General features: G+C 42.8%; 21 protein-coding genes. 16 read left to right on the top strand and 5 right to left on the bottom strand.

Annotation, left to right across the window (positions count from 1 at the left end; all coding sequences use genetic code 11):
• Positions 1–5 precede the first annotated feature (5 nt).
• The gene (locus tag OS173_RS07845) at positions 6–890 is read left to right on the top strand and encodes an FkbM family methyltransferase (RefSeq protein WP_267183720.1); all 885 of its coding nucleotides are present in this window, start codon (positions 6–8) and stop codon (positions 888–890) included.
• Positions 891–998: 108 nt separating this feature from the next.
• Entirely contained in the window at positions 999–3,668 is a 2,670-nt protein-coding gene (gene polA / locus OS173_RS07840) for a DNA polymerase I (RefSeq protein WP_267183719.1), read from the top strand.
• A gap of 81 nt (positions 3,669–3,749) precedes the next feature.
• Here polA and OS173_RS07835 read toward each other — a convergent pair whose 3' ends face one another.
• Positions 3,750–4,175 carry a DUF6491 family protein gene (locus OS173_RS07835; protein ID WP_267183718.1) on the bottom strand — a complete coding sequence of 142 codons (426 nt, stop codon included), beginning with the start codon at positions 4,173–4,175 and terminating at the stop codon, positions 3,750–3,752.
• A gap of 185 nt (positions 4,176–4,360) precedes the next feature.
• On the opposite strand from OS173_RS07835, the gene OS173_RS07830 reads away from it, so the two are divergent.
• Together OS173_RS07830 and OS173_RS07825 are read left to right on the top strand one after the other, a co-directional pair.
• Entirely contained in the window at positions 4,361–5,086 is a 726-nt protein-coding gene (locus OS173_RS07830; RefSeq protein WP_267183717.1) for a YebC/PmpR family DNA-binding transcriptional regulator, read from the top strand.
• Between the two features lies 1 nt (position 5,087).
• Positions 5,088–6,368: a hypothetical protein gene (locus OS173_RS07825; RefSeq protein ID WP_267183716.1), complete on the top strand. Its 1,281-nt coding sequence runs from the start codon at positions 5,088–5,090 to the stop codon at positions 6,366–6,368.
• Between the two features lie 30 nt (positions 6,369–6,398).
• On the opposite strand, the gene OS173_RS07820 is transcribed toward OS173_RS07825, so the two are convergent.
• From OS173_RS07820 to OS173_RS07810, 3 genes are all read right to left on the bottom strand, one after another.
• Positions 6,399–6,602 carry a dodecin family protein gene (locus OS173_RS07820; RefSeq protein WP_267183715.1) on the bottom strand — a complete coding sequence of 68 codons (204 nt, stop codon included), beginning with the start codon at positions 6,600–6,602 and terminating at the stop codon, positions 6,399–6,401.
• A 150-nt stretch (positions 6,603–6,752) separates the two neighbouring features.
• On the bottom strand, positions 6,753–8,564 hold the full coding sequence (locus tag OS173_RS07815; protein WP_267183714.1) for a M2 family metallopeptidase: 1,812 nt from the start codon (positions 8,562–8,564) through the stop codon (positions 6,753–6,755).
• A gap of 136 nt (positions 8,565–8,700) precedes the next feature.
• On the bottom strand, positions 8,701–10,029 hold the full coding sequence (locus OS173_RS07810; protein ID WP_267183713.1) for a hypothetical protein: 1,329 nt from the start codon (positions 10,027–10,029) through the stop codon (positions 8,701–8,703).
• Positions 10,030–10,173: 144 nt separating this feature from the next.
• Here OS173_RS07810 and OS173_RS07805 point away from each other — a divergent pair, with 144 nt between their 5' ends.
• The 5 genes from OS173_RS07805 to gorA all read left to right on the top strand — a co-directional run bounded on the left by OS173_RS07805 (position 10,174) and on the right by gorA (position 14,826).
• Positions 10,174–10,494 carry a DUF4389 domain-containing protein gene (locus OS173_RS07805; RefSeq protein ID WP_267183712.1) on the top strand — a complete coding sequence of 107 codons (321 nt, stop codon included), beginning with the start codon at positions 10,174–10,176 and terminating at the stop codon, positions 10,492–10,494.
• Between the two features lie 104 nt (positions 10,495–10,598).
• The gene (locus tag OS173_RS07800; RefSeq protein ID WP_267183711.1) at positions 10,599–10,805 is read left to right on the top strand and encodes a hypothetical protein; all 207 of its coding nucleotides are present in this window, start codon (positions 10,599–10,601) and stop codon (positions 10,803–10,805) included.
• Positions 10,802–11,590: an SDR family oxidoreductase gene (locus tag OS173_RS07795; RefSeq protein ID WP_267183710.1), complete on the top strand. Its 789-nt coding sequence runs from the start codon at positions 10,802–10,804 to the stop codon at positions 11,588–11,590. The genes OS173_RS07800 and OS173_RS07795 overlap by 4 nt, the downstream gene beginning before the upstream one ends.
• 1 nt (position 11,591) lies before the next feature.
• Positions 11,592–13,043: an aldehyde dehydrogenase gene (locus OS173_RS07790; RefSeq protein WP_267183709.1), complete on the top strand. Its 1,452-nt coding sequence runs from the start codon at positions 11,592–11,594 to the stop codon at positions 13,041–13,043.
• 448 nt (positions 13,044–13,491) lie between these two features.
• Positions 13,492–14,826, top strand: coding sequence for a glutathione-disulfide reductase (gene gorA / locus OS173_RS07785; protein ID WP_267183708.1), 1,335 nt, complete (start codon positions 13,492–13,494; stop codon positions 14,824–14,826).
• A 49-nt stretch (positions 14,827–14,875) separates the two neighbouring features.
• Here the strand turns inward: gorA and sufT are convergent, their stop codons facing one another.
• Complete coding sequence (gene sufT, locus OS173_RS07780; protein ID WP_267183707.1) at positions 14,876–15,424, bottom strand: putative Fe-S cluster assembly protein SufT; 549 nt, start codon at positions 15,422–15,424, stop codon at positions 14,876–14,878.
• Positions 15,425–15,662: 238 nt separating this feature from the next.
• Here sufT and OS173_RS07775 point away from each other — a divergent pair, with 238 nt between their 5' ends.
• The 7 genes from OS173_RS07775 to OS173_RS07745 all read left to right on the top strand — a co-directional run bounded on the left by OS173_RS07775 (position 15,663) and on the right by OS173_RS07745 (position 23,823).
• Positions 15,663–16,646: an AAA family ATPase gene (locus tag OS173_RS07775; protein ID WP_267183706.1), complete on the top strand. Its 984-nt coding sequence runs from the start codon at positions 15,663–15,665 to the stop codon at positions 16,644–16,646.
• 49 nt (positions 16,647–16,695) lie between these two features.
• Complete coding sequence (locus OS173_RS07770; protein ID WP_267183705.1) at positions 16,696–17,604, top strand: DUF58 domain-containing protein; 909 nt, start codon at positions 16,696–16,698, stop codon at positions 17,602–17,604.
• Positions 17,601–18,098: a DUF4381 domain-containing protein gene (locus OS173_RS07765; protein WP_267183704.1), complete on the top strand. Its 498-nt coding sequence runs from the start codon at positions 17,601–17,603 to the stop codon at positions 18,096–18,098. Before OS173_RS07770 ends, OS173_RS07765 begins: the two co-directional genes overlap by 4 nt.
• Positions 18,095–19,072: a vWA domain-containing protein gene (locus OS173_RS07760; RefSeq protein WP_267183703.1), complete on the top strand. Its 978-nt coding sequence runs from the start codon at positions 18,095–18,097 to the stop codon at positions 19,070–19,072. The genes OS173_RS07765 and OS173_RS07760 overlap by 4 nt, the downstream gene beginning before the upstream one ends.
• Entirely contained in the window at positions 19,069–20,937 is a 1,869-nt protein-coding gene (locus tag OS173_RS07755) for a vWA domain-containing protein (protein WP_267183702.1), read from the top strand. The genes OS173_RS07760 and OS173_RS07755 overlap by 4 nt, the downstream gene beginning before the upstream one ends.
• A gap of 2 nt (positions 20,938–20,939) precedes the next feature.
• Positions 20,940–22,628: a BatD family protein gene (locus OS173_RS07750; protein ID WP_267183701.1), complete on the top strand. Its 1,689-nt coding sequence runs from the start codon at positions 20,940–20,942 to the stop codon at positions 22,626–22,628.
• Positions 22,629–22,947: 319 nt separating this feature from the next.
• Complete coding sequence (locus OS173_RS07745) at positions 22,948–23,823, top strand: IS982 family transposase (protein ID WP_267183791.1); 876 nt, start codon at positions 22,948–22,950, stop codon at positions 23,821–23,823.
• Positions 23,824–23,836 lie beyond the last annotated feature (13 nt).

Genomic DNA, 23,836 nt, shown 5'->3' with positions numbered 1-23,836 from the left:
ACAATATGAGTGGCATTAAAGATCAATTAGGCAAATTTATTTTTTCCCGATTGCAAAATACCAACTTAAGAGCAGAAAACCTGAAAGCCATCCAAGAAATGGCTACCAGCTCTTATTTGGGCGATCATGTTAGTATCTGCAAAGTATTAGGCAGATTTCATTGTTTTATTGATACCAGAGACAGGACTTTTGGCGCTCAGCTATTAACAAAAGGTTTCTGGGAAATTCAAAATACAGAATGTATTGCCAAAAGAGTTAAAAAAGATATGACTGTCATCGATATTGGTGCTAATTTTGGCTATTTCACCTTGCTGATGTGTGGTTTAGTGGGTAATGATAATGGGAAGGTTTATTCTATTGAAGCTAACCCCAATATTTTTCAGTTTTTGAATGATACGATGTGTGTGAACGGCCAACTATCAAAAGTTGAGTTGTTTAATTGTGCTATTTACAAAGAACCATGTGACGATTTAAACTTTATTTTTCGTAACAATAGCCCTATGAATGGACATCTCTACAGCCATAACATTAACCCCGAAAACCTTAAAGAAAATGAAAATCTAATAAAAGTTAAAGGCAACACCCTTGATAAATTAATTCCTGAAAATGAAAAAATAGATTTCATTAAAGTTGATATCGAAGGCGCTGAGGAAATGTTTTGGCATGGCTCAAAACGAATCAGACAGGACAATACTAAATTAAAAATCCTTATGGAGTTTAACCCCAAGAGATATGAAAATCCTCAAGGCTTTGTGCATTCAGTAGTCGATGAAGGTTATCAAATCACATTAATAGGTAAATCTGAAGATTATAATCAAGTTCTTAATGCTAATGAGCTCTTGAAAATACCATCTGAAACCCATGTTATGATTTTGCTGGAAAAAATTTAGTTTACAAAACAATAATCGACTTATCACTCACACTCAAAACACTCAAGATTGGTCTGATTTTATTAATGCCATTGCATTATAATGATGGCTTTAAATTCATAGTTTTTCATGGCAAACAAAACCCTCTATTTAGTTGATGGCTCTTCCTATTTGTACCGGGCTTTTTTTGTGCCTAATTTGCGGCGTTTGACCAGCAGTGATGGTCATCCCACAGGGGTTATATATGGGGTTAGCAATATGATTCAGCGGATGCTGGATGAGTATAAGCCTGAGTATATGGCGGTGGTTTTTGATGCCAAGGGTAAAACTTTCCGGCATGATATGTATGCCGATTATAAAGCCACTCGGCCGCCGATGCCGGATGAGTTGCGGATGCAATTACAGCCGACCAAGGATGTGATTAAAGCCATGGGTATTCCGCTGATCGAGGTGCCGCATGTGGAGGCGGATGATGTTATCGGTACTTTGGCGAAGCAGGCCGAGTCGCAAGGTATTGAGACATTGGTGTCTACCAGTGATAAGGATTTGGCGCAGCTGGTTTCTAAACATGTGACATTGGTGAATACCATGAGCGACACGGTGATGGATGAAGTCGGTGTTTTTGAGAAATTTGGCGTCAGGCCGTCACAAATTATTGATTATCTGGCTTTGATTGGTGACTCTTCCGATAATATTCCCGGTGTCAATAAGGTCGGACCCAAAACCGCGGTGAAGTGGCTCGACGAGTATAAAACCGTTGATAATATCATTAATAATGCCTCTGACTTTAAAGGTAAAGTCGGTGAATACCTGCGTGAAGGTATTGATCAACTTAAACTATCGCGTGAGTTGGTGGTAATCAAGCAAGATTGTGATGTTAATTATGAAATGGGTGATTTTGAGATTGGCCAAAAAGACATTAAATCACTGAATGAAATTGGTCAGAAGTTTAATATGAAGCGGTTTGCTGAATTAAGCGAAGACTCAGACCAATCTGAATCCAAAGTAAAAGTCGATTATGCCTGCGTGACAGACATCAAGGATTTAAAAAACTACCTTAAAAAAGTTGAAAAAACCGGTATTGTGGCGGTGGATCTAGAAACCACCTCGTTACAACCGATAGCGGCTGATATCGTAGGGATGTCTTTATGTTGTGAAGACAATCAGGCCATATATATTCCCATGGCTCATAATGAGGACACGCAACAACTGGCGGTCAATGACGTTTTACAGATTGTTTTACCGGTTTTAAAGACTGTTGACGTTATTGGCCAACACTTTAAATATGACTTAAACGTGCTGTCTAATTACGGACAAAAAATCGATTCTCTGGCTTTTGACACCATGCTTGAATCCTATGTTCTGGATCCGGCAGCTAATCGCCATGATATGGATACGTTGGCGAATATTCATCTTAACCGACAAACCATAAAATATGAGGATGTTTGTGGTAAAGGTGTTAAACAGATTGCTTTTGCTGACGTCCCGATTAAACAAGCAGTGGACTATGCGGCCGAAGACGCGGATATCACCTGGCAGTTACACCATAAACTCTGGGGGGATTTAAAGGAACAGCCGCAATGTGCTGTTTTTACTGAGATGGAGATGCCATTGGTTGAGGTATTGGCTTCAATGGAACAAACCGGGGTTTTGATTGATAAAGCTGAATTGGATAAACAAAGTCAGGAATTGGGTGAACAATTAATTGGTTTAGAACAAAAAGCGTTTAAATCGGCGGGTAAAGAATTCAATCTCGGTTCACCGAAGCAGCTGCAACAAATTTTATTTGAAGAACAGGGTATTCCGGTCAAAAAGAAAACCCCGGGTGGACAGCCTTCAACGGCTGAAGACGTGTTGCATGATTTGGCTGCTGATTATGAACTGCCGGAAATTATTTTAGAACACCGGTCATTAAGTAAGCTGAAAAGCACCTATACCGATAAATTGCCACTGGAAATCAGCCCCAAAACCGGTCGCGTCCACACCTCTTATCACCAAGCGGTCACCAGCACCGGACGTCTGTCCTCCGCAAACCCAAACTTACAAAATATACCCATTCGCACCGAAGAAGGCCGAAAAATTCGCAAAGCCTTTATTGCTGAAGACGGCTGGCATGTGGTGGCGGCAGATTATTCGCAGATTGAATTGCGCATCATGGCTCATTTATCACAAGACGAACAGCTACTTAAAGCGTTTAAAGATGGTATCGATATCCACAGTCAAACCGCTTCACAGGTGTTCGATGTGGCCTTAGAGGCGGTGGATAGCAGTCAACGCCGTGCCGCCAAAGCCATTAATTTTGGACTAATGTACGGTATGAGTGCCTTTGGTTTAAGTAAACAATTGCATGTTTCACGTAAAGAAGCCAGCGGTTACATGAAGCAGTATTTTAACCAATTTCCCAAAGTAGAAGCTTTTATTGAAGGCATTAAAGAACAGGCTTTAGAGCAAGGTTATTTGGATACGCTTTTTGGGCGCCGTTTATATTTTCCTGACATTAATAATCGTAACGCCCGGGTTCGTGCCGGTGCCGAACGGGCCGCCATCAACGCGCCCATGCAGGGAACCGCCGCCGACATCATCAAAAAAGCCATGCTGGCAGTTTATCAGGGCATTAAAAATGCCGATGATATTAAGCTGATTATGCAGGTTCATGACGAACTGGTGTTTGAAGTTAAACAAGAATCAGCAAAGCAATGGTCTAAAAAAATCAAAGACATTATGGAAAGCGTGGTGACTTTGGATGTGCCTTTAGAAGTGGAATATGGAATTGGGGAGAATTGGGACGAAGCCCATTAACGACCAAGCATTATATACTTGGTCGTTAGGCCTTTTATTTCAACATGTTTTTGTCAAATTATTAGATTCAACAAAAAATACTTAATCAATTGGTTTTGTGGCTTTAATATGTCCACCTGAGTAGCTGGCAATGGCCTGATGTTGTTCTTCGGTGAGTTCGTAGATTTTATCGATGGTGCAGGATTCCGGCATTTGGTCTTGGACTAATACTTTATCAAACTTCGCCACCAGCGAACTTCTGGATGTTTGTTTGAGGGCAATATTTTGAGCAAACGGTAAATCATTACACGGTGACATCAGTTCCAATAAATAGGCTTTTCTGTGGGTGCCCAGTAAAATCAGATAATCACTGTCCAGAGGCTGCCAACCGGTAAAGCGAAATTGTTGGACTCGACTGACTTGTTTTAAGTCTTGCTCCATCACAAATTGATCATACTTGGGTCTAACTTGGTTGCTGTGACAGGCGGCCAAAGTCAAGATTAATGACATCATAAGTGCTTTGTACATAGTGGCAATTTTTTCTTCGATGAACAATAATTATACCACTAAATTATTTATTATTTGTTAAGCGTTGGCTCACTTTTAATGTCTTCAAGTGGCAACAAACGCTTTCTTTTATCACCTGAGCACAGCGCACTTTTACAAAAGCCATTGTGAAGAGTAAAATAACGCTTTTAATTTAAGAGAACAACATGGGACGAGCTTACCAAAATCGCAAAGAATCCATGGCCAAAACATCGGATGCCAATGCCCGTGTTTATTCAAAATATAGCCGTAAAATTTATGTCTCCGCTAAATCCGGCGGTACCGATCCGGATGCCAATCTTGAGTTGCGCAGTTTATTGGATGAGGCCAAGAGAAGTCAGGTACCGGCTCATGTCATAAAAAAAGCCATCGATAAAGCCGATGGTGGCACCGGTGAAGATTTTGATGTGGCGCGTTATGAGGGTTATGGACCAGGCAACTGTATGGTAATTGTCGATTGTCTGACTGACAATCCAAACCGAACATTTGGTGATGTGCGCTTGTGCTTCACCAAAACTGACTGCTCAATTGGCACGCAAGGCACCGTTATGCATATGTTTGATCACAGCGCCATTCTAATGTTTGCCGGCGATGATGAAGATGCGGTGTTAGAAGCCTTATTAGAAGCAGATGTTGATGTCACGGACATTGAATCAGAAGATGGCAACATCACCGTATTTACCCCACACACAGAATTTCATAAAGCCAAACAAGCACTGCAAGAGACATATGGCGATATTGATTTTCAGGTATCAGAAATTCAATTTGTACCACAGACCACCGTTGACATTACCGATGAAGAAGACATCGCTCGTTTTGATAAATTTATTGATATGCTGGATGAATTGGAGGATGTGCAAAATATTTATCACAATGCCTTAATTCAGCGCTGATATGTCCGCAACCCGCATCTATTCAGATACGCCACCTTTTTGGCGGCGTTTTGGTTTTTTCTTTAACTATATCCGCCAGGAAAAGCTGTTTTTCCAAATCACTTTATTGGCTTCATTTAATCTGCTGTTGGCCATTCCTTCACTGATTATTCAATTGCTTGTTCAAATTACTTTATTTTTAGCCTCCTACAAACTTGCCTTTGAAGTACTAAGCAGCATGAGTCGCGGTGAATTTCAGTACCGAGATTCATTCGCTTTTCATGTCACCGAATTAATTGGCTTTAAAGCCCTGGGTATGCCGGTACTACAATTACTGCTGTTTATTTTTGTGTTTCGGTATGACCCAACCACCGGTGCGGCTTTATTGTTATTAACCACCATTTTGACACCGGCTTTTCTGATGATTTTAGCGGAAAGTCAAAGTCTGATAAGCGCCTTAAATCCATTGACGCAAATCCAGATTGCCACGCGTATTGGTGGTGAGTATGTGGTTTTGACATTATTTTTTGTTTTATTGTCCGCGATTAATTTATTATTTCGCTACTTTTTTAATGGTCTTTTGCCACCTTTAATTGAAGTGGTTTTAGTGGCCTGGGTGCTTTATTTTTTATTGGTATTCAGTTTTACCGTCATCGGTTATGTGATGTATCGCCATGCAGACAGCATTGGCCATGAAACCATGGATAACGTGGAAGATCGTCAATCATCAAAGCCAAACAAGCATAGTGATTATGATCCCATTAAACAGCGAATTGAAGATTTATTGGCTGTAGGCGATGGCCAACAGGCTTTGAAAATCATTAAAGAAGTTTCTGAACATGAGCAACGGCACGATTTAGATCGTTATCGACTAAATGCCCAGCATTTGGCCAAGCAACAACAGAAAACAGAACCTGCTGAACATTTAGCGCAACTTGTGGCGGCAAAACGATACCGCGAAGCCATGATTTACATCAAGAAATACCACAGCGATGGTCATTTGATCAAGGCAAAGAATGTCGTCACTATACAAGAATTAATTACCTACAATGCCCATAACAACAACCATGAATGGGTGATTCGTTTCTATAAACAAATGTCTCGCAGCTTTCCAAAGCATCACCAAGACATCGTCGATGCCGGCCACCGAACAGCGCAATCATTGTATCAATCTAATCAGTCTGACCGCAGCCGCCGTTTACTGGAAAGACTGATTAGACAATATCAGCAAACCGCGGATGTCAGCCAACTTAAATCATATTTAATCGGCATAAAGCAGAAACAAAAAAAGCCGACTAATTAAGCCGGCTTTTTGTTTTGTATCAATTCCAGATTAATCCTTTAAAATAAAGCTTACTTTCATAACAACTCGATATTGGTCAATTTGACCATTTTCAACGGTTACTTTCTGACTTGCCACCCACGCTTCGGTAACATTTTTAAGGGTTTTATTAGCACGTTCAACACCCTTGTTAACAGCATCTTCAAAGCTTTCGTCGGAACTTGATATAATTTCTGTGACTTTTGCTACACTCATAAATTAACTCCTAAATTTATTTTTATTGGATAATAAGGGTAACATTTTACCACTCATTATTCCAGTAGCTAAATCCTCAAGTTTTTGATATCACAACGAAAAAGGCCGGTATTTAACCGGCCTTTAACGTTTTAAGCATTTAAAACGAAATTACCACCCGCACTGACGGTCTTTATTTTGCTCATCCAACCATGCTTTTAATGGCGCAAAATAATCCAACATGGCGGTGGCGTCCATGTCTCGGGAGTTGGCAATCACTTGCATGGCATCTTGCCATGGCTTTTCAGCACCCATTTCTAATACCTTAATCAGTTTGTCACCGGCGGCTTTATTGTTGTAAATTGAACAACGGTGTAAGTCACCTTCAAAACCGGCCGCTTTACACAGTTCACGATGGAATTGAAATTGTAAAATATGGGCTAAAAAGTAACGTGTATAAGGCGTGTTGCCGGGAATATGGTATTTAGCACCAGGGTCAAACTGTGACTCGTCACGTTCAACTGGTGACTTAACACCTTGGTATTGGTTACGAAGTCGCCACCAACCGGCATTGTATTCATCGGCTGAAATTTCGCCGTTAAAGACCTGCCAACGCCATTGATCAATCATTAAACCAAAAGGCACGAAGGCGACTTTTTCCAAGGCTTTACTCATCAACATGCCCAAATCATTGTCTGATTCAGGGACTTCGTCAATAAGACCAATGTCCTTAAAATATTTGGGTGTCATCGATAACGCAATGGTGTCACCTATGGCCTCATGAAAACCATCATTGGCGCCATTGCGATACAAAATGCTTTTATCTTTATAAGCGCGTTGGTAGAAGTTATGACCGAGCTCATGGTGTACGGTGACAAAATCCTCATAATCTTCTTTAATACACATTTTAATGCGGATATCTTCTTCATTGTCGATGTCCCAGGCACTGGCATGACAAACCACATCTCGGTCTTGTGGTTTTAAGAATAAAGAACGCTCCCAGAAAGTCTCAGGCAAAGGGTCAAGACCCAATGAAACAAAAAAGTTTTCCGCGGTTTTAACCATTTTCTTGGCGTCGTAGTTTTGTGCTTTTAAACGCGCGGTCACATCAATGGTTTCTCCGGCATTGGCAGGCTTAACCAAATCATAAACGGCGGTCCAATCTTGTGCCCACATATTTCCCAACAGGTGTGCCGGAATCATACCATCATCACCCATCACTTCTTCACCATATTGCTCAGTCAGTTCACTGCGTACGTGGCATTGCAAGGCATTATACAATGGCTCAACCTGACCCCAAAGGCGATCTAATTCAACTGCAAAATCATCCGCAGGCATATCATAGCCGGCACGCCACATGGCACCGGTATCGGCAAAACCGAGCTCACGGGCACCTTCATTGGCCAATTCAACCATACGTTCATACTTATCACGCATGGGTACGGAAATGGTGCGCCAACCGGTCCAGGCGTCTAATAACTCTTTGTGGTTTCTGGATTCCGCAATCACTTTAGACAATTCTCCTAAATCGCGACATTCACCATCGACACAGTATTTACCAGCGCCGTACATGGCCTCTAATTTGGCCATAATTTGTGCCAGTTCGGCATTTTTTTCAACATCATCCGGTGCGGCCAACGTCAAACTGCCTTTGATTTTTTCTAAACGACGTCGCATATCGGCGGGCAAGTCCAAATGGTCGAATTTTTTTGCTTGGTTGGCGAACTTAACTTGCAGCGCCCCCATTTTTTCGATACTTTTCGCACCCAACCAAACCGTATCTTCGGTGATGAAGTTGGCCTGGACCCATGCAACACGGGCGGCATACTCACTTTCCTTAATGTATGTGTCCTCAACGGTTTGTAAAAATTCAGCGGCATCTTGCTGCGTTACCGTATTTTTGCTGTTTTCATCAGGACGGGTCTGTTGTGATTGACAGGCCGCCAACGCCATCACAGCGAACAATAAGAATATTTTTTTCATGTGATTCAATGTGTTTTAAGTAAAGCCATTCTACATCAAAGGCAGGTAAAAATTCAGCATCGATGGCGATTGATTATTGCCAATAAAAAAGCCGACAAGAACGCGCCGGCTTTTAGTAGATGTTTTGTTAACAGGTTTAATTAGGGTCACGTTGGCGCGATGATGAACGCCTTTGTGACTGGCTTGGACGTGCTTTTGGTGCACGCACGGCCGGTTTAGTACTGACATTTGATTTTGGTTTTGAATAGCCACTTGTGACGGAACCAGCTGCACGATTCGGTGCTTGAGTGTTCGCAGGTCTGGTTGGCATCGCCCGAGGCTGCGTGGGTGCTTGAGATCGATATACATTATTTACAGGTGCATTTGGTCTAGATAAATGGGTATTGCCTGTGGAGCTTGGTTGTCTGTATCGATTCGGCTGTGATTGGATTGAACCTGGCATGACACGTTGATTGACAGGCCGTTGCACATTAATCGGTTGACGTGGTTCAACTTGTCGACTGCGGTTTTGGTTGTTCAGTGAACGAACCGGTGTTTGTCTTTGATTGATAACCGTGGGTCTGTTCGATTGACGACTTGTGGACGGCGTTTTTTGATTATTTTGGTAACGCTGTCTAATCACTTGGCTGGTGGCTGAATCTGAACCACGGCTTTGTTCAGTTGATGCCGGTTTTTGATAATTGGAGCGAAGATTTTGGCGTCCATTACTGTGGCTGTCTCGAGTCGATGTTGAGCGACTGCGCGAGGGCAAATTCATCTGCTGATTTGACCGCGTGTTATTTTTATAACGCTGCGTGTTACTTGGACTGCGGTTACTTGAAGACGGCTGTCGATTAACAGGACGACGGCTGGGAACCGATTGTCGGGTATTGTTATACCGTGAGTTATTTATCTGACCTTTATAATTGCTCGAGCGTTGTCGATCAGTCAACCGTCTGGCTTCATTCCGAGTTGAATAATACCCTCGATTTGTCGGGTAACGACTATTATAGCGTGAGTTGTACCGGTAGGGTTCGTAATTACGATTACGCCAGTGGTTGTACCACCAATAATTGTTATTATAGTAGTGGTAAGAATAACTACTGTAGCTTAAACCCAAACCCCAACTAAAACCATAGCTTGGCCAACTGTTGTATACATAGCCATAACCCGGATAACAACCACTATACCAACCATAACCACAACGACTGCTACTGTAATAGAAGCCAACACGTGGATAGCGATAAGGGCTGTAATAAACCGTGCTGTAATTTATACCCCAGCGATCTGGGTAGTAATTATAATTATTATAATAAACACCACCTCCGGCCGATGAGTAGTCGCTACCATAGCCGTAATAAGGATCATAGGCATCTTGACTGCCATAATAGCTGTCACTGTAATAATAATCATCGTCATAGCGGTAATCATTACTGGCACAGGCCACTAAAAATAACGCTGCTAAAGGAAAAAGTCGTTTAATCATGGTCGTCGGTTTTTTTTTAACATAAGGCTATATTAACCATTGGTCACTGAATAAACACTGAATTTAAACCCGTTACCAATGGCACTATCTATTTTGGGGGACTGTTTGAGATAATAATTATAAGTTAAATTACAGGTATTAAACATGACAACACAAGAATTAAACCACGACACTGATGCCTCAGACAACCAAAAAAATGATGGCAATTCAGTATTCTCACGCATTCTATTAACGGTATTATTTGTTTTTGTGGGCTGGTTATCATTATGGGTATTGGCTGCTTATGTGGTCGTTCAATTTGGTTTTCTTATTTTTGATGGCGACAAAAATCAACGATTGGATCAATTTGGCGGACAATTGGTTGGTTTTCAAAAACAGCTTTTGCAGTACATTGCCATGCAAACCGATAATAAGCCATTTCCATTTAATGAATGGCCACAAAATAACACTGAAGAAGCTCAGTAATTTTTAAAAAGCCTCGACACAGTTCATCTTGTATCGGGGCTTTTATTGCTGACTTTCTTATCACAAATCATTACAATCAATGTTTGTTAAGCAATCTCAACAATATGCAACTTTACGACCTAAAAGGTTTTACTTTGGTGTTAAATAAGGTGGTTTTTGTCAGTGCTGTGTTTGTTGCCGAAGACCAAAAAAATAGCCAGTTTAACGTCAAAGTTATCGATGACTTATTGCAATTTAAATTCCCTAATCACGCTGAAGCGGTTTTAGCACGTGGCTTATTAACCAAAGCACTTAAAGAGACACAAGCATGAATATTGACTTAATCAACAAAACAGCGTTGGTAGGCGGCTCTTCTCAGGGTATCGGACTGGCGGTGGCGAAACAACTGGCCACACAAGGCGCGAGCATCATTCTGATGGCGCGCAACGAAGAAAACTTAGTGAAAGCTTGTCAACAATTACCCACACCCAATCAACAAAACCACCGATTTATCAGTGTCGATTTACAACAAGCTGAACAGGCGGTGGCTTCGTTAAAAACATTAACCAATCAGCAGACCAACATTGATATTCTTATTAATAACAGTGGTGGGCCGGCCCCGGGACCGGCCCACAAAGCCGAACCAGAAGAATATATCAATGCTTTTAGACAACATTTAATTGCCAACCAATTGTTCACACAAGCGGTTATTCCACACATGCGTCAGCAACAATGGGGTCGAATTATTAACATTATTTCAACCTCCGTAAAACAGCCGATTACCAATTTAGGGGTCTCTAACACCATCCGCGGTGCGGTGGCCAATTGGGCCAAAACTCTGGCTTCAGAGCTGGGCCCTGATAACATTACTGTGAACAATGTCCTTCCCGGCGCCACCAATACTAAACGACTGACTGCGATTTTTGAAAATAAGGCCAAAAACCAAAACAAAACCTTGGATGAGGTGATCGCTTCAGAAAAGCAAGCCATCCCCTTGCGGCGTTTTGCTGAACCCGAAGAATTCGCCAATGTGGTGGGGTTTTTAGCCTCCGATGCCGGCGCATATATTAATGGCATCAATTTGCCCGTAGACGGCGGACGTACCGGCTGCTTGTAACATGTCTGTCATTACTTTAGACAATTACATTAACGGCAAGCTATGCCCCCCCACAAATGACCAATACCTTGATAATGTACAACCGGCCACTGGCCAGGTATACAGTCGTTTACCTCAAAGCAACGAGCAAGATGTTAACAACGCGCTACAAGCTGCTCAAAAAGCATTTCCGCAATGGTCAAGTCTCAATCCCGGTGAACGCAGTCATTGGCTTCAGAAATTAGCCGATGCCATTGCTGATAACCATGAAATGTTGGCTCAGGCAGAATCAAAAGATACCGGAAAGCCCATACAATTAACCCGTACAGTTGATATCCAAAGAGCACATGATAATCTGCGTTTTTTTGCCCATGCCGCCACCCAATTCAGCAGTGAGTCTCATGCCACCAATCCACGCACTATAAATTACACCTTACGTCAACCTTTGGGGCCTGTGGCTTGCATCAGCCCTTGGAATTTACCGCTGTATTTACTCACCTGGAAAATTGCACCGGCTTTGGCCGCTGGCAATACCGTGGTTGCTAAGCCCTCAGAAGTTACCCCATATACCGCTTATTTATTATCGCAACTGTGTATAGACATCGGCTTTCCGGCCGGTGTCTTGAATATTGTTCACGGCACCGGCCAACAAGCCGGTGCCGCGTTAACCACTCACGATGACATTAAAGCCATCAGCTTTACCGGCGGCACTGAAACCGGCATTGCCATTAAACAAGCCACATTGCGCCAACACAAAAAAATCTCTCTGGAACTGGGCGGTAAAAATCCTTTTATTGTGTTTGCCGATTGTGATTTTAAACAGGCCGTGGAAACCGCTTGTCGCGCTGCTTTTAGCAACCAAGGGCAAATCTGTCTGTGTGGTTCCCGCATTTATGTGGAAGACAGTATTTACGATGACTTTGTCGCTGCCATGATTGAACGAATGAAACAACTCAATGTGGGTGACCCGATTGATCCAAAAGTGGATTTTGGCGCACTGGTTTCAGCCAACCATTTAGCCAAAGTGCAATCTTATTTGGATTTGGCTAAAGCCGAAGGTGGCGAGATTTTAACCACCAATCAAGATCTTGAATTACCAATTCGTTGTCAAGAAGGCTATTTTTTGAAACCAACACTTATCATCGGCCTCAATAACCAATGTCGCAGTAATCAAGAAGAAATCTTCGGCCCTGTTGCAACTATCCAAAAATTTTCCAGTCAGTCTGAGGTATTGCAGTTAGCCAACGACAGTCCTTATGGTTTAGCTGCCAGTATTTGGACCAATGATTTGAAACGCGCCCATCAAATGTCCTCAGACATCGAGGCCGGAATTGTTTGGGTGAACTGTTGGCTATTGAGGGATTTACGCACCCCTTTTGGTGGCATGAAAGCTTCAGGTATGGGTCGCGAAGGTGGATTTGAAGCTATGCGGTTTTTTACGGAATGCAAAAATGTTTGTATTAATTACCGTTAAAATGATATCACAGCAATTTTCCCAAAAATTGCTGTGATATCGACCTCTTTTTATAGTATCACGATTTGTGACAATTACATCGACTGTTATTGTGAAGCCTATGTCTAAACCTCAATTCATGTTATTGTATTCAATGTCGAAACTTATTGATGCCACAAACCCCTTTATTTATAAAATAAGCAAGCAATAAGCATGAATCCGTCCTTGTGCTTATATTTTATAAGCAATAAAGGGTATATTAGCAACCTTTTTTTACTATTATTTAACATGAAATCCATATTCTGTTCACAATTGGCACAAATAAAGCATACATTTAACCTCAATATGTCAGTTAAGAATGATGATGGTGAACAACAGCGCTATTTTGCAACATTGACCTAAATTTTTTAAGCACATATAAAAATGGTTAACCTGTTAATAGCAAACTATTTACTTTAAGGTGACAAAAATGACTCAGTATGACTATGATTTAATTGTGATTGGCGGTGGCTCAGGTGGTGTTCGGGCGGCTCGAATTGCCGGAGGTTATGGCAAGAAAGTGGCGTTATGTGAAGCCGACAAACTGGGTGGCACCTGTGTCATACGTGGCTGTGTTCCAAAAAAGCTGATGGTTTACGCCGCCGGCTATCAAAAAATGTTCAAAGCGGCGAAAGCTTTTGGTTGGGAAGTTGACAGCCACTTTGACTGGCCGACCTTATTAAAAAATAAAGACGAAGAAGTTCATCGTTTGAATCAGATTTATCATAATTTAATTAACAATGCCGGTGTTACTTTACATCCACACTTTGCCAGTTTTGTGGATCAACACACGATTCAAGTCGGTGATAAAACAATAACTGGCAAACACATCATTATTGCCACAGGTGGTTTACCACAGATGCCTGACATACCGGGTGTTGAATATGTTATTAACTCTAATCAGGCTTTGGACTTGCCGGAATTGCCGCAATCCATGGTCATTTATGGTGGTGGTTATATCGCAGTGGAATTCGCCGGAATTTTTAATGCCCTGGGTGTGGCGGTTAAACTGGTTTACAGAGGCCCCCAATTGTTGCGCGGTTTTGATGATGAAGTGGCCAAATTTGCTCAGCAATCATTCAGCGAATCAGGCATTGAAGTTATCACCAACACCAGTCTTAAAGCCATTGAAAAAACTTCTAAAGGCTATCAATGTGTGACAGATGACGGCAACGTGATTGACAGTGACTGTGTGTTTTTTGCCACCGGCAGAGTGCCCAATATTCAAGGACTTAATTTAGATAAAATTGGTGTAGATACTGAAGATGATGGACGCATTCGAGTCAATGACCATCAAGCCACCAATGTTGATCATATTTTTGCTGTCGGCGATGTCAGTAACATCGATCAGTTAACACCTGTGGCCATTAAAGAAGGTCATTTACTGGTGGACCGGTTATTTAAGGACAGCGAACGGTTGATGGAATACGATAACATTGCGAGCACTGTTTTTTCGATGCCTGAAATTGGTCGATGCGGTTTAACTGAGGCCGAAGCCAGTGAACAGTATAAAAATGTAAAATGCTATACCAGTACTTTTCGCGCCATGAAATATGCCATGAGCGAAGTCACTGAAAAAACATTTATGAAAGTGATTGTTTGCGAAGACAGCGACAAGGTACTCGGCATACATATCGTCGGTACAGATGCCGGTGAGATAATCCAGGGCTTTGCGGTCGCCATTAAACAAGGCCTAACCCGGCGTCAACTACAAAAAACCATTGGTATTCATCCAACTTCAGCAGAAGAATTGGTTACCCTTTAACTAAATTTATAAGATGAGCAGTTAAAACCGGTATAACGAAATGGTCAGGTTAAAGCATGCCGGTTTCTAATTTAGCCTCTTCAGACATCATGGATTGATCCCAGGGCGGATCAAAAACAATGCGACAATCAACAGATTTAATTTCCGGAATTAATTTAATCTTTTCTCGTGCGTCTGATACAATCACTTCGCCCATACCGCAGCCGGGTGCTGTTAAGGTCATTTCAATGACCACATGATAACCGTCATCTAATTTTTTTAACTCACACTCATAAACCAAACCCAGCTCCACAATACTCACCGGAATTTCAGGATCATAGACGTTTTGAAGTTGAGCCCAGACAGCCTCTTCCACATCCTTGAAAGTGGCGTTTTCGGGTAACACAGGTCTCGGCAAAGGCTCACGACCTAAGGCATCGGCATTGTGCCCCAGAATCATAAACATACTGCCATCAACAAATACCGTAAAACTGCCGCCTAAGGCCTGAGTAATGTAACCCACCACACCGGCCGGCAAATCGATGGTATCGCCATTAGGAACTGCAATGGCTTCCACATCACGTTCGAGTTTAAAGGGTTCACTGGTAAGACTGTACATGATTAAATTAAGACTGTTTGATTAAAAAAAGCATAATAGCACGCTTAACTTTGCGCTGTAATATTAATGGGGGCATTATTGATTTGAATCAACTCCCACAAAGGATATTATGAATTAAAAATATCAAGACAGCAGGCAATCCTTTTAAGCTGTCTTAATTCTGCCTATAATCTGCCCATTGACAGGAACTTATAAAAGCCTGACGAGTCAAAGACGTTAAAAAAATTACGGGAAAACCATGGATCAAACTATCGCTGAATTCAGCCAAGCTTTTCAACAAACACGCCAATATATCAGCACCCAGATTTTAGGTCAGCAAAAATTAGTTGATCGATTATTAATGGCACTGTTGTCTCATGGCCATTTACTGGTGGAAGGCGCACCGGGCTTGGCCAAAACCACCGCCATTAAGGTACTCTCTGAATGTATCGAAGGTGATTTTCATCGCATTCAATTTACCCCGGATTTATTGCCAGCTGATTTAACCGGTACCGACGTTTATCATGCCGAAACCGCCAGTTTTGAGTTTCAAAAAGGCCCTTTGTTTCATAATTTAGTGTTAGCAGATGAAGTCAATCGCGCACCGGCGAAAGTCCAATCAGCCTTATTGGAAGCCATGGGTGAACAACAAATTACGGTGGGTAAAACCACCTATAATTTACCTGAGCTGTTTTTAGTGATGGCCACTCAAAACCCCATTGAACAAGAAGGCACTTACCCCTTACCGGAAGCTCAATTAGACCGTTTTTTAATGCACGTCACCATCGATTATCCCGAAGCATCCACGGAAATGGATATTCTAAAGCTATCCCAGCAACAAAGCCGACGCAATTACAGTCAAGAAACCAATAAGCCGACACAATTGTCTCAGCAGGCGGTGTTTGCGGCGCAACAAGCGGTACAGGATATTTTTGTCGCTGATAATTTGCAGCAATATTTGGTGGCGTTGATTTTAGCCACACGAGATGCCAGCACTTATGACCAACAGTTGGCTCAACAGATTGCCTATGGCGGCTCACCACGGGCCACCATTGCCCTGGACCGTTGTGCTCGGGCCCATGCTTTTTTACAAGGACGCGATCACATGCTGCCTGAAGATATCCATAATGTGATTCACGACGTTTTAAGACACCGCATTATTTTAACATTTGAAGCGGAAGCCGAAGGTCTCACTGTTGACCAGGTGGTGGATCAGTTACTGCAAAAAGTACCTTTACCTTAATATCATGACAGCGGTCAATGCTGACACAATAACAGCGAAAACACAGGTCTTGACGAAAACCCTGGTCAACACCCGACGTCATGTTCGTCTGTTTAATTTAACGGCCATTAAAAAAGCCACCTCCGCGATATCTGGGCTACACGATTCAAGGTTTCGTGGTCGAGGAATGGATTATCAGGAATCTCGCGCTTATCAAGCCGGTGACGATATTCGCAATATGGATTGGCGGGTGACAGCACGAACCGGTACTGCCCACACCAAATTATTTCAAGAAGAACGAGAACGACCTGTTTATCTCTTAGTGGACTGTAATCAAAGCATGCATTTTGCCACACGCGGGCAATTTAAATCAGTCATAGCCGCTCAAATTGCCACCGCTTTAGGTTGGTCTGCGGTACAACAAGGCGACCGGGTCGGTGTTATGACCTTTGGTCACGGTGGCATTGATATTTTGAAAGCCACTGCCGGAAAACGCGGCATGATGGCGGTCATTCAACAACTGGTCAAAGCGGATCAAGCGGGATCCGAACAGGTGCCTTTGGACTTAACCTTAAAACAGTTACGCAGCGTTCTTAGACCGGGCAGTCTGGTGATTGTTATTAGTGACTTTTTGAACCTGGGTAGACATTGTAAAAAGCACTTGGTGCAATTACGCAAACACAATGATGTGTTAGCCGTTTATGTCAGTGATCCGTTTGAACATGATACGCCTCCACCGGCTTTATACGGTGTTCACAGTGACCAGGGTAACCGCATCATCAATCTCCGCAACCGTAAAATCCGTAATCGCTTGAAGCAGCAACAACAAAAACATCAACAGCGCCTGGTTGAAAACATTATTCATGCCGGCGTACCGTTGTTACCGATTACCACCGACAGTGACTGGGTCATACAAACAAAACAAGGCCTCAACAGGCCACAACAAGCCATGCAACAATGGCTCAAGGATACTGTATGAATCCGACAGCCGAGCAACAACTACCGTTACGGGACATACATTTACCGGCAGAACCGGGATTATGGCCACCGGCACCCGGTTGGTGGTTACTGGCGACCATTTTATTGGCATTATTGGTGTGGTTCTCTATTCGCTGGTACCAACGAAGACAACGCCAAAAACAATGGCGCACAATGCGCCAATTGTGGCACAACATTCAACAAGATCATCAATCACACGGCGATGACTCAAAATTAGCCCGTGATTTATCTAATTTGCTGCGACGCTTTGTGCGTCATCAGCTAACAAACCCACAAGCAGCGGGTTTATCCGGCGAACAATGGGTTGTTTTTCTTAATAAAGGTTTAAAAGAACCGGTCTTTGATCAGTTTTCAAACACCTTAAATTCAGGACTTTATCAACAACAACATGATTACCAAACACAGGCCTTATTACAAGCAGTCCATCAGTTCTTGAAGCATCACTGCTTACAGCCAAAACGGAGTCAATCATGATCCAAATGCTGTGGCCTTGGGTTTTTATGCTTGTACCACTGCCATTTATAATGGCAAAACTTCCGCGGGTATCCGGTCACCAATTAAGCACCATTCGCTACCCCATATTTGCACAGTTACCTGCGGACCAAAAATCTGCAAGCGGCGCACAGTCTTGGCTTAAAATAATTAGTTGGCTGATGTGGTTGGCGCTATTGACGGCATTGGCACGGCCACAATGGGTCGGCGATGCGGTGGCGTTACCGGTTGAAGGTCGTGACTTGATGCTTGCCATTGATTTATCAGGCAGCATGGAACAACAAGACATGCAATTAAACGGCCAACCGGTGGATCGTTTAACAGCTTTAAAAGATGTTGCCGGTAATTTTATTAAACGCAGACAAGGCGATCGCTTAGGCCTCATTTTGTTTGGTGAAAAAGCGTACTTACAGGCACCTTTCACTTTTGATATTCTCACCGTAAATCGCTTGTTACAAGAAGCGGTCATTGGTTTGGCGGGTAAGTCCACAGCCATTGGTGACGCCGTTGGCTTAGCGGTTAAAAAAATGCGTACCATGGATTCGGGTAACCGGGTACTCATATTGCTAACAGACGGCGCCAACACCGCCGGGGTCATTACACCCTTAAAAGCAGCTCAATTGGCCAAAGCCGAAGATGTTAAAATCTATACCATTGGTTTTGGTGCCGATGAAATGATTGTTAATAGCTTTTTTGGCGGACAACGTCGCATCAACCCATCTTCCGATTTAGATGAGGCCACCATGACCCGTATCGCCGAACTCACCGGTGGACAGTATTTTCGGGCCACCAATACCCGTGAACTTGAAGCCATTTATGATCGGCTGAATGAATTGGAGCCATTGGCGGAAGAAGACCGGTTTTATCGCCCGACTAAAGCACTTTACTATTGGCCTATGGGTGTTTTCATGGGGCTTATGTTGTTTAGTTTATGGTTGCAAAGGCGGTGGCTATGACTGAAATTCTGTGGTCAAATTTTCATTTATTAAGGCCGCATATGCTGTGGTTACTGCTTCCCGCTGTCTGGCTACTTTACCGTTGGCATCGTCAAGGCCATAGCCAAGACGGCTGGCAACAACATTGTGACCCGGACTTATTAGCAGCCATGCGGGTCAACAGTGGTAGAACGGCCAGTCGTTGGCGTTATCTATTTTGGCCGGTGGTTTTGATTGGCATCCTGGCTTTAGCGGGTCCTGCAATTCGGCAAAAAGATGTGCCTGTGGTGAAAAGTCAAGCAGCTCTGATAATTGCCTTAGATGTTTCTCGCAGTATGTTGGCCGATGATTTAAAACCCAATCGCCTGAGTCGCGCTAAATTTAAAATACGCGATTTATTGGCCTCACGAAAAGATGGTCTCACCGCTTTAATTGCTTTTTCCGGTGACGCTTTTGTGGTCACACCGTTAACCGATGACACCGAAACCATTGTTAATCTGCTGGATGTTATTGAGCCGGGCATTATGCCCACTTCAGGCACCAACACCAACGCGGCCTTAGAAAAAGGTGAAGCTTTATTAAATCAATCAGGATTAACGGAAGGTCAGATTTTATTGATTACTGATGACATCAAAATGCACAAAAGCCAAGAAAAATTAACTGCCTTGGCGGCTAAAAACATCAAGACCCACATCCTGGCGGTGGGTACCACCGAAGGCGCCCCCATTAAAACCAACCGTGGTTTTGTTAAAGACTTGAGAGGGCAAGTGGTGATTCCCAAAGTGGATTTTAAAACCTTAAAACAAGCCGCCGAAGCCGGCAACGGCCGTTTCAGTGTACTGTCGAATCAACGCAATGACATGAACTTATACGACCAAGCCGATAACAGTGGCGATGATCAGTCGGAGACAACTGCCGGGCATAACCAGTTTGTGGATGACGGCATTTGGTTGTTAATACTGATTGTACCGTTAACCGCATTGCTGTACCGTCGGGGTTTGCTCATGGTTTTGGCGTTAGGATTCTTTATACACCCACAAATCAGCCATGCATTTAAATGGCAGGATTTATGGCTCACTAAAGATCAACAAGCCTTTAAAAAACTGGACGAAAATCCCGAATTAGCCGAACAACTAGCCAAAAACCCACGCCTTAAAGGCACGGCCGCTTACCGTGCCCAAGATTATCAGCAAGCCATTGAACAGCTAAAAGGACTAGAACAGCCCAATGCCGACGATTTATACAATCTGGGAAATGCCATGGCACAAGCCGGTAATTTAGAAGCTGCTTTGAATCAATATAACAAAGCTTTAGCCCTTAAGCCGGAAGATGAGGACACCATACATAACAAAAACATCGTCGAACAAGCCTTAAAACAACAGCAACAGCAACAACAAGAACAATCGGACTCAGATCAGAATCAACAAGGCGACGATCAGCAACAACAACAAAATTCAGACTCCGAGCAACAGGACAGCGATGGCCAAGACCAAGAAAGTCAAGAAGGTCAAGAAGGTCAGGACAGCCAAGCCAACCCGGAACAACAGGCCCAAGAATCCGAACAACAAAAACAACAAGCAGAAAAAGACGCGGCAAAAGAAGACAGCAAACAACAAGCTGCCGAGCCGCAAAATGACGAACAAACTGACGAGCAAAAGCAACAGCAGGAACTGACCCCTGAAGAACAACAGGACCAAGCCGAGCAGGCCGAAAAACTGGCCCAGCAAGAGGCATTGGATGCCGAAGAAAAACAAGCCATTGAACAATGGTTAAGACGAATTGACGATGATCCGGGTGGATTAATGCGCCGTAAGTTTCTGTATCAATATCACCGCCAGAACCCCGACGGCACACCCTACGATAACCAAACAACTGAGGATTGGTGACCATGAAGCCAACTGTACATACCCAACAAATACTTCTTAGCCTGATATTAATCGGTTTTTTTACTCTGGTCGGTGCCACTGTAACCGCAACCATTGACCGCCAAGAAATTGCTTTGGGAGAATCTGTTAACCTGACCATTACCAGCGACGAGGCGACACGCAACAACCCTGACTTTGATATGTTATCTGCAGTCTTTGACGTCGGTGAAACCGGCCGCTCAATGTCCACTAAAATCATCAACGGCTCGGTCTCAAGTGAAACCCGCTGGACTGTTACTTTAGTACCTAAATCATTGGGCAGTCATATTATTCCGCCCATCAATGTCGGCAACGAACAAACCCAGGCCCTTAAAATTACAGTTAAAAAACCCGACCCCAATGCCACCACACAAGGAAACTTATTTATTGAATGGTCAACTAATAAGGACAGTGCCTATGTGCAAGAAGAAATTATTTTAACCGTTAAATTATTCTATGCGGTGGGCCTTAACAATGCCAGTCTGAGTGACCCCAAAACCGACGGATTGATTGTTTATCCCATCAATAAATCCATTCAATACACGACCCGCAGAAATGGCATTGATTATCAGGTATTGGAACGTAAATACGCCTTATTTGCCGAGCAAAGCGGAGAACTGACTATTCCACCGGTGGTATTTCAAGGTGAGATATTAGACCCCCAAACCAGAGACCAATGGGGGTTTATACGGCAAGGCCGACCGGTGAGAATATCATCAACCATGCTAAACCTGGAGATTAAACAAATTCCCCCGGATTTTGTTCGCAAACCTTGGTTGCCCGCCACCACCTTCAACCTTGAACAAAGCTGGCCACAAAATCAAATCTACCGAGTCGGCGAGCCGATTACGCGTCAACTGGAGATCACTGCGCAAGGTTTGTCCGAAACCCAATTACCCGAAATCCCTGTGACTGATATTGAGGGTGCCCGCATCTACCAAGATAAAACTGACACCATTACCCGAAATAACGGTAATCACCTGGTGTCCTCAAAAACCATCAGCCAAGCTGTAATTCCCACCAAAGCGGGTGCACTTAAAATCCCTGGATTTGATATTGAATGGTTTAACACCGAAACCGGCGAAGCCCAAACCACGCGCTTACCCGCCATCACCTTGGACATTAAACCAGCTACCGGTGGACAGCAACAACAAGCCCCGCCCCAAGCCGCTAATTTCGATGCCCCGGATCCATCACCAAGCCAGGTTCCGATTGCCGATGAATCAACCATAGGTGTTAAATCCAGCACGCAAAACCCTTGGTGGCGCTACGGCACCTTCGGCTTTGCTGCCTTGTGGTTATTGACCGTTGTTTTTCTGCTTATAAAGCTACAAGCACGGCCAACAATTCAAACACCACAGCGTCCGGAATTGCCAAAACAAACCTTATCGCTAAAAAACACCAAGCACCTTACCCCAGCTGAACAACAGGTGAAACTTATAAAATGGTGGAATCAGCAAACCAACCAACATGTCACTAACCTCGGCCAAATTCGACAACAATTGTCTGATAATGAAGCACACCAGGCACTGGATACATTACAAAATCAACTTTACAACAAAGACTTTAATCATAAATCCATTGATTGGCATCAGTTGTATAAACAGGGTTTGCTAACACCTCAGACATCACAAAAACCTAACCATCATGATTTACCGGATTTATACGCATAAATGTATGATGTTATCTGCTGGGTGTTTTTATTTAAATTGAACAGCTATGTCATGAACTCAAAAATACCTTCCTTCTAAGTTCCTCAAAAGTATCAGCAAAGGAAGTTTATTAATACCATTTAACAGCGATAACCTCTCATATTCCAATGGTGATATTAATAAAACGGCTTTTTCCAGTCAAATTAAAAAAGCCTAATATCCCTTATAGTTCAATATCTTATACCCGTGGTGCATTTAGAAAATAGTTGAAAAACAAGAAGTTACTCATAGCAAAATGCGGTATATTTATAAGTCTCGAAACTTGAAAATTACCAATGCTATGAGTAACTTAGAATGCAGTTATATCAAAATATTGTCTGTCTTACAGCAATTAATTGAACAATCTAACTTTTTGAATCAAATCAGAATACCTAAACTATCAGATATTGAAGTTATCGCGTTGGCTTTAACAGCTGAATACTTAAATATTGATTCAGAAAGGGAGTTATTTCGCAGATTACCTGCCAGCTTATTTGATCAGATAGAACGTTCGGTTTACAACCGACGAAAAAGACAATTATTCATTTATATTGAAGCACTTAGGCAACAAATGGCAGATCAAATGACCTCTGGAGAAGATCATTTTTTAATCGACAGCATGCCCTTGGAAGTGTGTAAGATTTCTCGTGCAGGGCGTTCAACTATTTGTAACGATGATGTCGATACAGCACCTAATCATGGTTATTGTGCCTCTCAAAGCATGAGATATTACGGTTACAAATTACATGCGGTATGTTCTGTGGATGGCGTTTTTAAACATTTTGACTTATCACCTGCATCTGTCCATGACATACATTACCTCAATGATATAAAAGGGCTAATGAAAGACTGTCATATCATTGGAGACAAAGGCTATTTGAGTCATCCTTTGCAACTGGATTTATTTGATGCATCGAACATAAACCTGCATACTCCTATGAGAAAAAATCAATTAAATTACAAGAGGTTACCTTGGGTTTACAGCAAGGCAAGAAAACGCATTGAAACCTTATTTTCTCAACTGTGTGATCAATTTATGATTCGCAGAAACTATGCAAAAACATTTAAAGGGTTCGCCACCAGAATCATGGCAAAAATCACTGCACTGACCATAATTCAATGGATAAATTATTTGGAAAACAGGAATATTAACAACCTAAAAATCAAGATCGCCTAAATGCACCACGGGT

The organism is Marinicella gelatinilytica (assembly GCF_026410405.1).
GTDB lineage: Bacteria > Pseudomonadota > Gammaproteobacteria > Xanthomonadales > Marinicellaceae > Marinicella > Marinicella gelatinilytica.
This window is presented reverse-complemented; position numbering and strand designations above follow the sequence as displayed.

Excerpts from the sequence above, each read along its gene's own strand:
- OS173_RS07805 (WP_267183712.1), top strand. The coding sequence starts at position 10,174 with ATGACAACACAAGAATTAAACCACGACACTGATGCCTCAGACAACCAA.
- OS173_RS07845 (WP_267183720.1), top strand. The coding sequence starts at position 6 with ATGAGTGGCATTAAAGATCAATTAGGCAAATTTATTTTTTCCCGATTG.
- OS173_RS07815 (WP_267183714.1), bottom strand. The coding sequence starts at position 8,564 with ATGAAAAAAATATTCTTATTGTTCGCTGTGATGGCGTTGGCGGCCTGT.
- OS173_RS07745 (WP_267183791.1), top strand. The coding sequence starts at position 22,948 with ATGAGTAACTTAGAATGCAGTTATATCAAAATATTGTCTGTCTTACAG.
- gorA (WP_267183708.1), top strand. The coding sequence starts at position 13,492 with ATGACTCAGTATGACTATGATTTAATTGTGATTGGCGGTGGCTCAGGT.
- polA (WP_267183719.1), top strand. The coding sequence starts at position 999 with ATGGCAAACAAAACCCTCTATTTAGTTGATGGCTCTTCCTATTTGTAC.
- OS173_RS07755 (WP_267183702.1), top strand. The coding sequence starts at position 19,069 with ATGACTGAAATTCTGTGGTCAAATTTTCATTTATTAAGGCCGCATATG.
- OS173_RS07760 (WP_267183703.1), top strand. The coding sequence starts at position 18,095 with ATGATCCAAATGCTGTGGCCTTGGGTTTTTATGCTTGTACCACTGCCA.
- sufT (WP_267183707.1), bottom strand. The coding sequence starts at position 15,424 with ATGTACAGTCTTACCAGTGAACCCTTTAAACTCGAACGTGATGTGGAA.
- OS173_RS07810 (WP_267183713.1), bottom strand. The coding sequence starts at position 10,029 with ATGATTAAACGACTTTTTCCTTTAGCAGCGTTATTTTTAGTGGCCTGT.
- OS173_RS07765 (WP_267183704.1), top strand. The coding sequence starts at position 17,601 with ATGAATCCGACAGCCGAGCAACAACTACCGTTACGGGACATACATTTA.
- OS173_RS07830 (WP_267183717.1), top strand. The coding sequence starts at position 4,361 with ATGGGACGAGCTTACCAAAATCGCAAAGAATCCATGGCCAAAACATCG.
- OS173_RS07795 (WP_267183710.1), top strand. The coding sequence starts at position 10,802 with ATGAATATTGACTTAATCAACAAAACAGCGTTGGTAGGCGGCTCTTCT.
- OS173_RS07790 (WP_267183709.1), top strand. The coding sequence starts at position 11,592 with ATGTCTGTCATTACTTTAGACAATTACATTAACGGCAAGCTATGCCCC.
- OS173_RS07800 (WP_267183711.1), top strand. The coding sequence starts at position 10,599 with ATGCAACTTTACGACCTAAAAGGTTTTACTTTGGTGTTAAATAAGGTG.
- OS173_RS07835 (WP_267183718.1), bottom strand. The coding sequence starts at position 4,175 with ATGTACAAAGCACTTATGATGTCATTAATCTTGACTTTGGCCGCCTGT.
- OS173_RS07820 (WP_267183715.1), bottom strand. The coding sequence starts at position 6,602 with ATGAGTGTAGCAAAAGTCACAGAAATTATATCAAGTTCCGACGAAAGC.
- OS173_RS07750 (WP_267183701.1), top strand. The coding sequence starts at position 20,940 with ATGAAGCCAACTGTACATACCCAACAAATACTTCTTAGCCTGATATTA.
- OS173_RS07825 (WP_267183716.1), top strand. The coding sequence starts at position 5,088 with ATGTCCGCAACCCGCATCTATTCAGATACGCCACCTTTTTGGCGGCGT.
- OS173_RS07775 (WP_267183706.1), top strand. The coding sequence starts at position 15,663 with ATGGATCAAACTATCGCTGAATTCAGCCAAGCTTTTCAACAAACACGC.